The organism is Enterococcus gallinarum (assembly GCF_021496385.1).
Classification (GTDB): domain Bacteria; phylum Bacillota; class Bacilli; order Lactobacillales; family Enterococcaceae; genus Enterococcus_D; species Enterococcus_D gallinarum.
On record NZ_CP050816.1, the window covers coordinates 607501 to 622133 of the forward strand.

The following is a 14633-nucleotide window of genomic DNA, read 5'->3' on the forward strand; positions in this document are numbered from 1 at the left end:
GTCGTTTTCGTGAGTGTATGCATTTAAATGAGCCAAATTGTGCTGTAAAAGAAGCAGTTGAACAGCAAACAGTTGCACTTACCCGGTATAAAAACTATGTTCAATTTTTAGAGGAGATTGAAAATCGTCGTCCAATTTATAAAAAGAAAAATAAGTGAGGGAAACGAATATGATTAAACTAGCACCATCAATTTTAAGTGCGGATTTTGCGAATCTGCAACGGGACATTGAACTTGTAGAAAAAAACGGCGCGGATTACATCCATATAGATGTAATGGATGGCCAATTTGTTCCTAATATTACTTTAGGACCAAATGTTGTCAAAGCTATTCGTCCGATAACTAAGTTGCCACTGGATGTTCATTTGATGATTACTCAGCCAGAAAATTATATTCATGCGTTTGCCGAAGCTGGTGCCGATATAATTGGAGTTCATGCCGAAGCTACTCCCCACATTCATCGCGCAATTCAAATGATTTTAAATGAAAATGTAAAGGCGGAAATTGTTATCAATCCTGGTACGCCAGTAGCTGCTATCCAACATGTACTATCCATGTGTGATCAAGTACTGGTAATGACTGTGAACCCTGGATTCGGTGGACAATCTTTTATCGAAGAAACAGTTGCTAAAATCAAGGAATTAGCACAATTGAAAGAGAAAAACGGGTATCATTATGATATCGAAGTAGATGGTGGAATCGTTCCAAAAACAGCTCGGATCTGTTTAGAAGCTGGTGCCAATGTGTTTGTTGCTGGTAGCTACATCTATGACGCGGACAGTCCTGCTGATCAAATCAAAGCATTGAAAGAAGTGTTGCAATAAATGAATATTCTTCTAGTTGCAGGTGGCAAAAAGCAAACTTGGCCGTCTCTAAAGAAGTATGATAAATACATTGGTATTGATCGGGGATCATTTTATCTGCTTGAGGAGGATTTACCTTTAGACTTTGCGATTGGTGATTTTGACTCTCTTTCTTCTGAAGAAAGAGAACGAGTGCGACAGAATGCAAAAAATTTTTTTCAAGCTCCGGCAGAAAAAGACGATACGGATACGCAACTCGCATTATTGATGGCTATTGAGCATTTTCCCAATGCAAAGATTGATATTATCGGTGCAACTGGTGGAAGAATCGATCATTTTTTAGCAAATTTATGGATTGTACTGGAGAAACGGTTTCAGCCTTTCGCTCATAATATTAGTCTATTAGATAAGCAAAATGTCATTCGGTTCTTTTTGCCAGGGAAGTATTCCATACGTAAAGAAAAGGGCATGAAATATCTGGCATATTGTTGTCTGACTCCCATTGACAATCTTTCATTATTGGAAAGCAAATACCTATTGGAAAATGTGAAGGTTGAACATCCTACATCATTTGCTAGTAACGAATTCATAACGGATGAAGCATCTTTTATATTTGAAACGGGAATTATTGCTGTTATTCAAAGCAAAGATTAAGAGACATTCAAGTCTCTTTTTTTATTTTTGAAAATTTCAGAAAGCTAATTACAAAAAAAGCATTAAGACGTACAACTTAACTTTTGTTTACATCGTTTTAGTGGTAAAATTAAGGCTATCAGTTTGGAACTCATTGAGGTGTCTTTGTGAAAAAGTTTAATCCTAATAAAAATATCATAATCACATTAATTATTGTGATTTTAGTTGTTTCTGTGTTGAGTGTGACTATTGCTAGAAGAGCAGTTGGGAATTCATCCAGTTTTGTGCAATCGGCAGTCAACGACACGATTGGTATCGTGGACAAGGTGATTACAGCTCCAGTACGGTGGATCGAAACCGGTGCAAACTCTGTAAAGAAACTTTTTGTCACGTATGAAGAAAACGAACGTTTAAAAGAGAAAATCGATAGTTATGATGAGATTGCTCGATCAAATGAAAATTACAAGCGAGAAATCGAATCATTGAAAGAAGAGCTTGAGTTAAACGAAACATTGACTAACTATGAAAAAATTACTGCCAATGTTATTAATCGTTCACCAGATACATGGCAAGACATGCTTGTTGTGGATCGTGGCACGAAAGATGGTGTCGAAGTAAATATGGCGGTTATGTCCCAAAAAGGTTTGATTGGGCGTGTGATTGAAGTGAATGCAGCATCTTCAAAAATCGAATTGTTGACTTCTGAAAATCAAAATTCAAATCATTTTCCTGTTCGAATCAGCGGGAAAGACGGCGAAACTTTTGGAATTCTAAGTAGTTATGATCAAAAAGAGAAGTCCTTGGTTATCAGTCAATTGACTGGAAGTACACAATTGAAAGAAGGCGATGTTGTACAAACCTCGGGATTAGGAGGGAATTCTCCAGCCGACCTTGCTGTTGGGACAGTTGTTAGTACCACCAAAGATGAATTTGGATTAGATACAAAAGTATATGTAAAACCTTATGCACAAATGTATGATATTCAAGCAGTTACTATTATCAAACGTTTGGCGGGTGACAAATAGGCATGAAAAAAAATACGTATTTAAAGTACTTTGCCGGAGCATTTTTTTTCTTGATGATGTTGTTAGATGGACAATTAACCCGTTTACTTGAGCGCTGGACGCAAGATAATTATATAGCGAGTGCACATTTACTATTGATTGCCTTCCTATGTGGTGCCAGATATTTGCCTAAAAACTACTTGATTATAACTGCATTGATCATTGGATGCTTGTATGACCTTTACTATATTGGCATAATTGGTATTTATGCTGTCGCATTCCCGATGATTGTGTGGATCATGTATATTTTAAATAAAACGCTATACCAAAACATATTCACCATGTTTTTTGGAATGATTATTTTCGTTACGGGTCTTGAAATGGTAACTTTGGGGATACAGTTGTTATTTAAAATAGCAACAGTCAATACTTCATTTTTTGTCTCTCGTTTCTTAGCACCGACACTGCTATTAAATATTATTTTATTTGTTATTTTAGTTATTCCATTCATGAAGCTATTCAAAGAAGAATAGCTTCATTTTTTTGTTATGTTTTATATCGAATCTGGTAGATTATTTGAAATCTGTTTGTAACATTCTTTTTATCTGCTTGACATGTATCTATGTTACAATCGCTTTATCGTAAAAAGACTTTAGATATTCTTATATATTTTAAAATTAACTTAAACTTTCAATGAAAAGTCAGGCGGAGGAATGAAGGGTGAAAAAACGTATTCTATCAGTAATATTAGTGAGTTCCATTGCGCTTACTTCAGTTGTAGCACCAACACTTGTCGCAGCAGACGACTTTGATAGCAAAATTGAACAAAAAGATCAAGAAATCAGTAACTTAAAAAATCAACAAGCTGATGCTCAAGCACAAATCAAAGCATTGGAAAATGATGTTGCAGCTATCAATGAAAAAGCTGAAGCATTATTGACGCAACAATCTACTTTACATGCTGATTCAGAAAAATTACAAAAAGAAATCGACGACTTGAATGTTCGTATTGAAAAACGGGAAAAAGCGATTCAAGAACAAGCAAGAGATGTCCAAGTGAATGGACAAAGCACCAATTTTATCGATGCCGTTCTTGAAGCAGATTCTTTAACGGATGCTATCGGTCGCGTTCAAGCTATGACGACGATTGTTAGTGCTAATAACGAATTGGTTCAACAACAAAAAGCGGATCAAGAAGCGGTTAAAACGAAAAAAAATGAAAATGATAAAAAACTAAAAGAAATTGAAGCAAATCAACTTGAGCTTGAGAAACAAGTAGGAGCACTTCAATCGAAGCAAGCAGACTTGAATGTTTTGCAAGCAGATCTTGCTTTGCAACAATCATCTAAAGAAGATGAAAAAGCCGACCTAGAAAAACAAAAAGAAAGCTATCAGGCTGAACAGGCACGAATTGCTGCCGCAAAAGAAGCGGCAAAAGCAGCTCGAGAACGTGAAGAAGCTGCGCAAGCCGAATCAAGCACAAGTAGTACAACAAAAACAGGCGAATCAACTTCGTCGAATGAGTCAAGCTCAAATGAATCAAGCTCAACAAATGAATCTTCCAGTACTAACAGTACCGGAACAAGTGACTCAGTAGAAAATGATACACCAAAACAAGAAACAATTGTAAATAAGCCTGAAAATAAACCAGAAAACAATACAAACGTTCCTTCACAATCTGTAAACGGGTCAGCAATTGTTTCAGAAGCAATGAAATATCTTGGTACACCATATGTCTGGGGCGGAACGACACCGAACGGATTCGATTGTTCTGGTTTTACTCAATATGTGTTTGCAAAAGTAGGAATTTCATTACCTCGTGTGACCTATGATCAAGAGTATTCTGGCACGGTTATCTCAATCAATGAAGCAAAAGCTGGTGACCTATTATTTTGGGGATCGCGCGGAAGTACGCACCACGTGGCTATTGCACTTGGTGGGGGACAATACATTCATGCACCTACCACTGGACAAAGCGTTTCAGTTAGCAGCTACTCTTATTACGCACCAAGTTTTGCTGTGCGTGTTAATTAAATAAAAAATGGTAAAAATAAGGCAATAACTTAAGCTGACGTTTTTCGTCAGCTTTTTTGGTACATTCAAAAGGAGGAAGCATAATCTATGGTTATTCCTTTTTAGAGAAAACCAAATTATACTAGTGTTAGGTAGGTGAGGAGGATGAAGGGAATAAAAGACAGAGGACAAACAATTCAATTTTTAAAACTCTATACTCATTATTTTTCTGATATGATGATGCCAAATGTAAGTATTTTTATTGCATGGGCAGTCATTGCGTTTGCCGTACCCGTACTACATGCGGATCAGGGGGTTTTGATCAAGTCAGAAGAAGCTATTTTACATTTTCTCTTACCAATATTGCTTGCTTACACTGGCGGAAAAATGGTTGAACCAACAAGAGGTGGAGTTTCAGGAGCAATTGCAATTTTAGGGATGATTTTAACCTCTCAATTTCCACAAGTTTTTGGAGCAATGATTATCGGTCCGCTAACGGGTGGTATGCTTCGATTCTTTGATCATATCTTTTCTCGAAAAGTAAAGACTGGCTATGAGATGCTCTTTCGTAATTTTTCTGCAGGCTTAATTGGAGGTCTTCTATTTTTATGTAACTTTTTTGTATTTGGCCCTTTGCTCGATCAGCTTAGTCAACAAAGTTATCATTTAGTTGATTTTTTTCTCAAGCAGAATTTATTTCCTGCTATTCATCTTTTTCTGGAGCCACTAAAGGTTCTTTTTTTTAATAATATTATCAATCATGGTCTATTTACGCCGTTGGGTGTTGAAGGCGCTAGTATTCATGGAACGTCGATTTTATTTCTGCTTGAAGCCAATCCTGGTCCTGGTTTAGGCGTCTTGTTTGCATGTATGAGGTATGGTTCTAAAAAAGCAAGAAATGGGGCGACTGCTGCTGCATTTGTGCAAGCAATAGGAGGTATTCATGAAGTTTATTTCCCATTTATTTTAATGAACCCATTATTGATTATCGCACCGATTTTAGGTGGAGCTACTGGTACATTTATTTTTCAAATGAGTAAAGTTGGCTTACGATCACCGGCTTCACCAGGTTCTATTTTGGCTATCTTAACAAATACGCCAAATCACATGTGGTCAGGCGTATTAGCTGGAGTATTGGTAAGCACGCTTGTTTCTTTTTTTGTTGCCTATTTTGTTTTGACCTATCACTCAGTGAATGAAAAAAGTACGGAAGGAACAATATGTATGGATAAAGTAAAGAGAATTATCGTTGCATGCGACGCAGGGATGGGATCTAGCGCAATTGGGGCAAGTTTATTAACTAAACATTTAGAAGAAGCAGCCATTTCCATACCTGTCGATTATAATTCAATTTATCAGTTGAAGGATGGAGAAGATCTTTTAGTTATTACTCAATCAGGGCTTGGTGCTTTAGCTCAAACAAAGACACCTCAAGCACAACATTACTTCTTGAGTAACTTTTTGGCGGAATCAGAGTATGAAACACTAGTTAAACTTTTAAAGCAAGAGCAAGAAACGGTAGCAAATGTTTCTTTTAAAGTTGGGGAAAAAATCCCAACATTGATTTTTTTGTATGAAGGCAAGAAAAGAGGCGCTCAAACGATGGCTGTTGCAATCGTTCGTAAAATTGCCAATGAATTAGCCATACCTATTGAGGTAAAGAAAGAAGATATTGAGACAACCCAGTTTAATCCAGAGGCATTATATATCGTTCAAAAAGATTTTCAGCAAATGGCTGCATTAACAAATGTCACCCACTTAGTTGTCGATGATTTAGTGACAACTTCCAAATATCGTCAATTGATGACAGAAGGAGTCGCCTATGTTCTTGACTAAGCGTGAAACTATTTTGTTGACTGAGCTAATGAACAGTAACGGTCCTGTTTCTATGGACCGAATGATGCAGCTTTTGAAAGTAAGTAAGCGGACTGTCTACCGCGAACTAGCCAATTTAGAGAATTCGTTGCGTACTGTAGGGGCATCCTTAGAAAAAGAAGGTCGTGGACATTTTCGAGTCATTGTCGGGAATAGTATCACTCAGCTGCAAGAAGCAATTATGTCTGATCCATCCCAAGAGTTTGCGTCAATAGAGCGACAACATAGGATTTTGCTGCAATTAGCAACTACTGCTAAGCCGATTAGTAGCCATCGTTTTTTAGAGCTCTATCAAATCAGTAATACTACTTTTTTTTCTGATATTAAACAATTAGAAGAAAGTTTGGCGCGCCTTCCGTTGACAATTGTCCGTAATCAAGGCTATGAGCTCAAAGGACCAGAAAAACATCGACGTTTAGTAGCAGCAAATACGTTGATGATGGAAATAAATGAATACCAGTTTTTTCATTTTCCTGAAGCAGAACAAACGGCGCATTTTTTATTTGAGTTTATTGAAAAACAGTACTTGATTTTAGCGCAAGATCTTATAAGAGAAGTGGTTGAACCTAAATATCCTGAGTTAAGTGATCGCAAGTTGGCTTTTATTGGTATTATGCTTGCTTTAGCCATGGAGCGAGTAGCAACAGGATTTTCAGTAGAGGAAGAAAGTTATCCAAGTCAAATCAACAAAGATTTGCTGAAGGTAGCTAAACAGATTTTTGCTCAAGTTGCTGAACAAACGAAGCGGTTGTATTCGGTTAATGAAATAGTTTTTTTTGCGATTTTATTAGGGGATTTTTCTAATTCTTTTGACCGCGATTTTTTTGAAGAGAATTTTGATACAACTTTGGCATATCAGGTAAAACGGTTGATCGAACTGATTAGCCAGCACACTGAGGTTGATTTTTTTGAAGATGAAATTTTATATAAAATGTTGCTAACACATATTTCTGGGGTAATGACCCGAGCGATTTTGGAGGAGAACCATCTAAACAATCCAATTTTAGAAAAAATAATGAAACAATATGAGGAAATTGCAGAAGCAATCCGTTTAAGCTTACCGCTTGTTTTCCCACAACAGCAGTTTTCAACAGAAGAAATTGCCTATATGGTATTGCACTTCGCAAACTCATTAGAAAAGAATCCTAAAGTGATGGAAGTCAATATTGCAGGTGTATCACCAAGCGGACTGGCTTCAATTAGTTTGTTAGAGATGCAGCTAAGAAAGCAATTTCCATTTATCAATAAAATTACTTTTTTCCGTGTGGGGGATATCGAACAGGATAAAATTGAGGGCAACTACGACTTGGTGATTTCCACATCTTTGTTGCCAGGTTATCGAGGAAAATATAAGCTAGTATCTCCTATTTTATTGGAAGAAGACATTCAGGAACTAAAAGAAGAATTTCGTCTGCTTAGTCAGAAAAAGAGACTTTCTCATGCAATACCTACGCCAGTTTCTACTAGGGAAGATACCTATGAAGATGTTCTAGCATTTATTGAGGAGATTAACCGCTTATTAGAATTGTTTACTCTTCAAACGATTGACAATGGCCCCAACTTAGAAGAAACATTATCTGAAGTGATGAAACATTTTTCCAAAGCGTTAGTGCAAGACAGAAAAAAAGTAGCCAATAAATTAGTGAAGCGCTATTTACAAGCCCCTGTTGGAATACCGAAGACTCACTTTGCCCTTTTTCATGCGTCAAGTACAGAAATTTTGCAACCAGTTTTCAAAATCTTTGATTTATCACAAGGACTATCACTTTATGCGATGGATAAACAAGAGATTAACGTAACTCGCTTGTTAGTTATGCTCGCTCCTTATCCAATCGATGAGCAAAGCAGTAAAATCTTAGGGAGGATTAGCGGTTCCATCATTATGAATGATCTCAATACAGAAATATTTAATTCAGGAAATTTTTCCATCATTTATCAATTGCTTGCTACGCTTTTGATTGAAGAAATCAAACAATAATGGGGAGGAGAAAATAGTGGATATTCCAGCAACACATATTTTGTTAGATCAGCGATTCCAAAGTGCAGAAGAAGCATTGCATGAGATAGGTACATTCTTAGTAGACCAAAAAATGGTTCAACCTCAGTATATAAACAGTTTAATTCAGCGACACAAAAAATATGGTGTTTATATAGGAAACTTTGTAGCCTTGCCTCATGGAGAAGAAGAGGCAGACAAATGGATTAATGAAGAAGGGATTTGTCTTGTTCAAGTACCAGACGGTGTCGATTTTGGCGATGCAAAAGAATCAAAGGTTACTACGATTCTGTTTGTGGTTGTTCTCAAAGAAAAGCAGTTGTCATGCTTGCAAGAAATTGCTTTTTTTTGTTCAGATATCCAAAATGTAAAACTATTAAGCGACGCCGCTACAATAGAGGAAGTCCAAAAAATACTATCGCTAGAAGAGTAGAAAAGGGCATTTATTGATTAGTCATGCATTATGCATGGCTTTTTTTTGTAGATAAGAGATAAATTTTGTCACAGTTTCCTGTGACAAAGTACGACTTTCGAAGCTTTCGGAAAGCGCCTACAATCAAGGTGTAAAAACAAGTTGGGAGGAGAATGAAGATGGAACAAGTACAAGCAGACAGGAAGGCGTCTTTAAAGTCGAGGGTCCAAAAACTAGGTAGTACATTGTCGAGTATGGTAATGCCCAATATTGGCGCATTGATTGCATGGGGCGTGTTAACGGCTCTCTTTATTCCAGATGGCTATCTGCCAAATGAATCCTTTGCTTCAATGGTCGGTCCGATGCTGACTTATCTAATACCGATACTGATTGGATACACGGGCGGGAAAGTAATTGCTGGAGATCGGGGCGCAGTTGTTGGGGCAATCGCTACAATGGGGGTCATTGTGGGAACAGACATCCCAATGCTTTTAGGTGCAATGATTATGGGGCCATTAGGCGGATATACGATTAAGAAGTTCGATGAATTTTTTCAAGATAAAGTGCGGGCAGGCTTTGAGATGCTAGTCAATAATTTTTCTGCGGGTCTTCTAGGTTTTGCTTTGGCTCTGTTAGGCTTTGTTGTCATTGGACCTGTTGTAAACACATTGACAGAAGTAATGGCAGCAGGCGTTGCAGTGATTGTCAATGCACATCTGATTCCATTAGCAAATATTTTTATTGAACCTGCCAAAATCCTATTTTTGAATAATGCCATCAATCACGGAATTCTGACTCCATTAGGTACGGAACAAGTAAGCGAGTTTGGTAAATCAATTCTATATTTATTAGAGGCAAACCCAGGGCCTGGATTAGGTGTTTTATTAGCATTCACTTTCTTTGGCAAAGGCGCGGCAAAATCATCTGCTCCAGGAGCAATCATTATCCACTTTATAGGTGGTATTCATGAAATCTATTTCCCATATGTGATGATGAAGCCATTAATGTTTTTAGCTGTTATTACAGGAGGTGTTTCTGGGAGTTTCACTTTTCAATTATTAGGTGCAGGTTTAAGGGCACCAGCTTCTCCAGGTTCGATTATTGCTATTTTAGCGATGACACCGTTGAATTCGGTGATGAGTGTCGTCTCTGTTTTAGCAGGGATTGCTGTTGGAGCAACCGTATCGTTTCTTGTGGCGGCAGCAATTCTAAAAGCCGATGCCAAAGACACTGTAGATAATTTTGATGAGAAGGTACAGGAAATACACCAAGCAAAACAGCGTTCAAAAGGAGTGGCTCTAGAATCGTTAACAGGCATTCAGAAGATTATTTTTGCCTGCGATGCTGGTATGGGTTCAAGTGCAATGGGGGCTTCCATTTTGCGTAAGAAAGTTAAAGATGCTGGTTTGGCTCAACAAGTCACCAATCAAGCAATCAATAATCTGACAGATGATGCGCATACATTGATTGTGACACAAAAAGAGTTACAAGAGCGGGCAAAATTAAAAGCACCAAATGCAACATTTGTTGCTGTAGAAAATTTTTTGAATTCTCCTAAATATAATGAGATCGTGGCCACATTGTCAGGCTCAGGAGTTGAGGAAGAGAAAAAAACTAAAGCAGTAAATTATAAGCCACTGCCTCTAGAGGAATTAAAGGGCATTCATGAAGTTATTCTTGCCCATGACGATCGTGAAGGCTCAGCGACCATGGCGAGAAAGGTTTTTCAAGACTTATTAGCGAAAGAATCTCTCTCATTATCACTTAAAAAGGTTCATATCGATAATCTAAAAGCGGATGCTTCATCATTGGTAATTACCAAAGAAGAGCTGACAAAGCAAGCGCGGTCGCTAGCACCAGATGCAGTCCATCTATCTGTCAGCAATTTGATGCGAACGTCAAACTACCAGCGTGTAATCACAACACTTAAAGAAGCTCTTTAAGGAGGAAGAAAAATGAAACTATTAGAAAAAGAAATGATTGAGCTGAATCAACAGTTTGCGAACAAAGAAGAAGCGATTCGTTATTGTGGGAAAAAACTTGTTGAGGCCGGATATGTTGATCCGGAATACGTCAACGCTATGATCGAACGAGATGCAATGTTATCTGTCTACATGGGGAATTTCATAGCTATACCACACGGGACAGATGAAGCAAAAAAATATGTCAAAAAATCTGGTATCTGCATTGTTCAAGTGCCTGAAGGCGTAAATTTCGGGACAGATGAGGATGAAAAAATCGTTACGGTATTATTTGGCATTGCTGGAATAGGTGAAGATCATTTGCAGTTGGTACAACAAATCGCTCTCTTCTGTAGCGATATCGATAATGTGGTCGAATTAGCGGATGCTTTGAGCAAAGAAGAAGTCGCTGCTAATCTAACAGTGGCATAGGAGGGGAAAAAGATGAGAGCAGTTCATTTTGGTGCAGGGAATATTGGTCGAGGGTTTATCGGAGAGATTTTGGCAGCAAACGGTTTTGAAATAACCTTTGTTGATGTAAATGAAACGATTATTGCTGCGCTTCAGCAACGTAAATCCTATACAATTGAATTAGCAGATGAGAACCGCGAACAGATTTTTATTGAACACGTGACAGGAATCAATAACGCAAAAGAACCGGATGCGGTTGTTCAAGCAATTGTCGAAGCCGATATTTTAACCACTGCCATTGGTCCTGCAGTATTGCCTCGCATTGCACCGCTCATTGCAAAAGGGCTGGATCAGCGAGCAATCAAGAAAAAGGAGCAAGCAATTGATGTCATCGCTTGCGAAAATATGATCGGTGGATCCACTTTTCTAAAAGAGGAAGTAGAAAAGTATAGCCAACAACTCGCTTACCTGGAGAATAGTGTTGGTTTTCCAGATGCAGCAGTGGATCGCATTGTTCCGATGCAACAACATGATGATCCTTTGTTGGTTCAAGTAGAACCATTTTGTGAGTGGGTAGTTCAAGAAACAGCAATGAAATCAGTGCTTCGTCTACAAGGCGTACAATACGTACCAGATCTGAAACCTTATATCGAGCGTAAATTGTTTAGTGTGAACACAGGTCATGCTACAGTAGCTTATACAGGAGCTCTACAAGGCTATGAGACCATCGATGAAGCCATGCGTGACCATCTAGTTGTGATTCAGCTGAAATCCGTTCTAGAAGAAACTGGTCAACTTTTAGTCGCCAAATGGGATTTTGATCCTGATGAACATGAACAGTATATTGAAAAAATTATTCAACGATTCAAAAATAACTACATTTCGGATGCTATTGCTCGAGTAGCCCGCACCCCTTTGCGAAAATTAAGCGCACAAGAACGATTTATCCGCCCCGTCCTTGAATTGCAAATGAGAAATGTGCAACCGTTCCATCTCTATGAAACGATTGGTATGATTTTCAACTATCATGATCCTGAGGACGAGCAAAGTCAACAATTGAGAGAGTTACTGGAAGCAGCTAATCTTTCTCAAGTGATCACAGAAGTCACAGGTGTAGAGGATCAGAGAATCATTGAGAAGATCAAACAAAACATTGAAAAATATGCTTATGTAGCTGCATGATCATTGGCTGCCGATTGCTATTCCAAATCATGGATAAGCCATCGGTAGCCAGTGTTTTTTAGTCTATTTTGACAGGAAGTTTGACCTTCTGAATCATTCACGTGATAATAAAGGGAGAAATGAGGGATCGGGATGGAGAGATGGTTTGAAGAAGCCCAACTACATGTGATTGAATTACCTATCAGTTGGCAAGATGGTCGTCCTTGTTATAGTGCGTTTATTCGAGAATTGCCAATGCTGCAGGCAGAAGGTGGTTCACGGAAAGATGTCTATCGACAATTGGCGGAAGCCTATCAGATCTATTGGGAAAAACACCAACAAACGGAAGAAGAGGAGATGACTTCTTCTTTGCTATCACTCGATGAATTACTTAAATATTATGATGGTGAGACATTTGATGGTTTTGACATTTCTATGGATGAATAGAAATATTAATTAAAAGAACTTGCGAACAAAAACAGCAGGTAAAATCGCTAAAGGATAGAAAAATAGGGAGTACGATATTCGTACACCCTATTTGTGAGTTCTTCGTTTAAAATTTAGGCTTTATTTGTTGCCTTCAAGTGCTGTTGTAATGGCTTGATTAAATGCATCCAAATCATCAGGATTACGACTAGTGATCAAATGATACGTGTCGTCAATCACCACAGGCTCATCTTTGACAGTAGCACCTGCATATGTTAAATCTGGACGAATGGAATCATAGCCAGTCAATGTTAATTCTTTTGTCAATCCGGTTTGAATAAAGAGTTGAGGTCCATGACAGATAGCAAAAACTGGTTTTTCAGATGTCAGAAACTCTTTGGTCAAAGTGACATAGCGTTCATCTGTACGTAATTGGTCTGGAGAAAAGCCACCAGGAATCAACAAAGCATCAAAATCGGAAAAATTGATTGTATCAATAGACGCGTCAACTGCAAAAGTGGTTCCTTTTTTTCCTGTGACAGAGTCCACGCCTTCATTACTGATAATGACAACTTCATGTCCAGCATTTTCCAGTGCTTCTTTTGGTGAGGTTACTTCAATATCTTCAACTAGATCGGTAATGATAGTGGCAATTTTACTCATCAAATCTCCTCCTTAAAAATTAGCTTTTATTCATCTTCAATTTCTATGCTAACGAAGATTCATACCGTTGACAAATAATCTGTTTAGAGCAAAAATAAATTAGATAAAAAAGAAAGAGAGAAAAAAATGGCAACAATTCAATTATTTATTACAGATGAGCCGCTCGTTTTTGAAAAAGCTGTCTTGCAATTTATGGGCGAAGAGCAAATAGTCGAAAAGAATCTGAGGTTCAAAGATGCTACTATAGAATTATCAAAGGAAGTAGAATCTACATGTGTCTCATTGGTCAAGCAAGGCATTCTATGGCTGGAAGAAACAGGTGAAGAAGAAGACTACATTGACTTGCTTTATTTGGATTTTCAAAATACAACCCACTCAAAGACAACGGCATCTATTTTGTCACGACCTTTTTATCAAGTAGAAGAGACTCTCCAACCTGTTCTTGAGGAAGTTGGAGATGTGCTCGCGGAGAAATTCTTCGAGGAGTGGAGCAATCAACTAGCCGAATTGTCTGATGATGAACTGTCCTATGCTTATTTCATCGACGGTTCTCGGATCACTTTAGAATTGACTGAGCCATTTGAGCTACAAGAATCGATCTTATTAAAAGAGCTGATAGTGGATTATCACTCTGCGTTAACTCGTTCTGTACAAAAGTTTTACGAATTTCTTATTTAGAGCCTAGCAAAAGCTAGTTTTTGTTTGTAACCGAAAACATTTTTACTTTTTTTTAAATCTGTTCCGTTAATCCTTCGTAGTCTTGACCATTTCCAAGGAAAGAACTATAAAGAAAGTAAGTACTCAATGAGTGCAAAAAAGATAAGAATCAAGACAAGGATGGAAAATTATGCGAAAAGTACCTCCTATTTTGAAACCAATTGCTCTCTTGACCATTTCAACCATCATCGCTACTGCAACTGGTGTTGTGAATTCCAGTAGCTATCGGCAGTCAAATGGAACTAGTCACTCGACTGAGATTACTGAAACGACCGAAACCAGCGATGTTAGTCACTCGCAATCGGTAGACAGTCAACCTGTGTCTGAAAGCACAGAACCTTCAACATCAGCTGAAGATCATGGAGGCACTACATCTTCCACAACAAATAATCAGCGAACTGTTCCTTCATCTTCGATAGAGGATAGCTCTACACCACCAGCTACAGATGTCCCTTCTTCAGAGAACGGGCAAAGCGAGGAAACGACGCCGTCAAGTCAGGATCAGAATGCGGCTGACCAAGAAGCAGTCATCAATGAGGATCAAGAAAATGAGTAGGTG

At 38.1% G+C, this 14633-nt stretch carries 16 protein-coding genes (1 of these 16 running past the window's edge); 15 read left to right on the forward strand and 1 reads right to left on the reverse strand.

The features are described from left to right. From rsgA to HED61_RS02985, 13 genes are all read left to right on the forward strand, one after another. On the forward strand, positions 1 to 158 hold the 3' portion of the coding sequence (gene rsgA / locus HED61_RS02925) for a ribosome small subunit-dependent GTPase A (RefSeq protein WP_003128803.1). It extends 727 nt beyond the left edge of the window; 158 of the gene's 885 nt are visible here — the last part of the coding sequence; the start codon falls outside the window, past its left edge; it ends in the stop codon at positions 156 to 158. A gap of 11 nt (positions 159 to 169) precedes the next feature. After that, positions 170 to 823 carry a ribulose-phosphate 3-epimerase gene (gene rpe / locus HED61_RS02930; protein ID WP_081131189.1) on the forward strand — a complete coding sequence of 218 codons (654 nt, stop codon included), beginning with the start codon at positions 170 to 172 and terminating at the stop codon, positions 821 to 823. Next, complete coding sequence (locus HED61_RS02935) at positions 824 to 1456, forward strand: thiamine diphosphokinase (RefSeq protein WP_103300536.1); 633 nt, start codon at positions 824 to 826, stop codon at positions 1454 to 1456. It abuts the gene before it with no gap. 146 nt (positions 1457 to 1602) lie between these two features. Continuing rightward, entirely contained in the window at positions 1603 to 2460 is an 858-nt protein-coding gene (gene mreC / locus HED61_RS02940) for a rod shape-determining protein MreC (protein ID WP_005469711.1), read from the forward strand. A 2-nt stretch (positions 2461 to 2462) separates the two neighbouring features. Continuing rightward, positions 2463 to 2972 (forward strand): rod shape-determining protein MreD, encoded by a 510-nt coding sequence (gene mreD / locus HED61_RS02945; protein ID WP_060815004.1) that lies wholly within the window; start codon positions 2463 to 2465, stop codon positions 2970 to 2972. A gap of 187 nt (positions 2973 to 3159) precedes the next feature. Further along, a complete protein-coding gene (locus HED61_RS02950) occupies positions 3160 to 4473 on the forward strand; it encodes a C40 family peptidase (RefSeq protein WP_003128810.1) in 1314 nt (437 codons plus the stop codon). Positions 4474 to 4617: 144 nt separating this feature from the next. Then, positions 4618 to 6288: a PTS transporter subunit EIIC gene (locus HED61_RS02955; protein ID WP_219645604.1), complete on the forward strand. Its 1671-nt coding sequence runs from the start codon at positions 4618 to 4620 to the stop codon at positions 6286 to 6288. Next, positions 6275 to 8305, forward strand: a complete 2031-nt coding sequence (locus tag HED61_RS02960; protein ID WP_003128812.1) for a BglG family transcription antiterminator — start codon at positions 6275 to 6277, stop codon at positions 8303 to 8305. Before HED61_RS02955 ends, HED61_RS02960 begins: the two co-directional genes overlap by 14 nt. Before the next feature lie 13 nt (positions 8306 to 8318). Next, the gene (locus HED61_RS02965; RefSeq protein ID WP_175413567.1) at positions 8319 to 8756 is read left to right on the forward strand and encodes a PTS sugar transporter subunit IIA; all 438 of its coding nucleotides are present in this window, start codon (positions 8319 to 8321) and stop codon (positions 8754 to 8756) included. A gap of 158 nt (positions 8757 to 8914) precedes the next feature. Next, entirely contained in the window at positions 8915 to 10678 is a 1764-nt protein-coding gene (locus HED61_RS02970; RefSeq protein ID WP_219645603.1) for a PTS mannitol transporter subunit IICBA, read from the forward strand. A gap of 12 nt (positions 10679 to 10690) precedes the next feature. Continuing rightward, complete coding sequence (locus HED61_RS02975; RefSeq protein ID WP_003128815.1) at positions 10691 to 11128, forward strand: PTS sugar transporter subunit IIA; 438 nt, start codon at positions 10691 to 10693, stop codon at positions 11126 to 11128. Between the two features lie 12 nt (positions 11129 to 11140). After that, positions 11141 to 12289 carry a mannitol-1-phosphate 5-dehydrogenase gene (locus HED61_RS02980; RefSeq protein WP_003128816.1) on the forward strand — a complete coding sequence of 383 codons (1149 nt, stop codon included), beginning with the start codon at positions 11141 to 11143 and terminating at the stop codon, positions 12287 to 12289. Between the two features lie 132 nt (positions 12290 to 12421). Then, a complete protein-coding gene (locus HED61_RS02985) occupies positions 12422 to 12715 on the forward strand; it encodes a hypothetical protein (protein ID WP_005469722.1) in 294 nt (97 codons plus the stop codon). 120 nt (positions 12716 to 12835) lie between these two features. On the opposite strand, the gene HED61_RS02990 is transcribed toward HED61_RS02985, so the two are convergent. Then, positions 12836 to 13357, reverse strand: coding sequence for a type 1 glutamine amidotransferase domain-containing protein (locus tag HED61_RS02990; protein ID WP_003128819.1), 522 nt, complete (start codon positions 13355 to 13357; stop codon positions 12836 to 12838). Between the two features lie 126 nt (positions 13358 to 13483). Between HED61_RS02990 and HED61_RS02995 the strand changes: the two genes are divergently transcribed. Continuing rightward, a complete protein-coding gene (locus tag HED61_RS02995; protein WP_219645602.1) occupies positions 13484 to 14035 on the forward strand; it encodes a hypothetical protein in 552 nt (183 codons plus the stop codon). A gap of 169 nt (positions 14036 to 14204) precedes the next feature. Next, positions 14205 to 14630, forward strand: coding sequence for a hypothetical protein (locus tag HED61_RS03000; protein ID WP_003128822.1), 426 nt, complete (start codon positions 14205 to 14207; stop codon positions 14628 to 14630). Positions 14631 to 14633 lie beyond the last annotated feature (3 nt).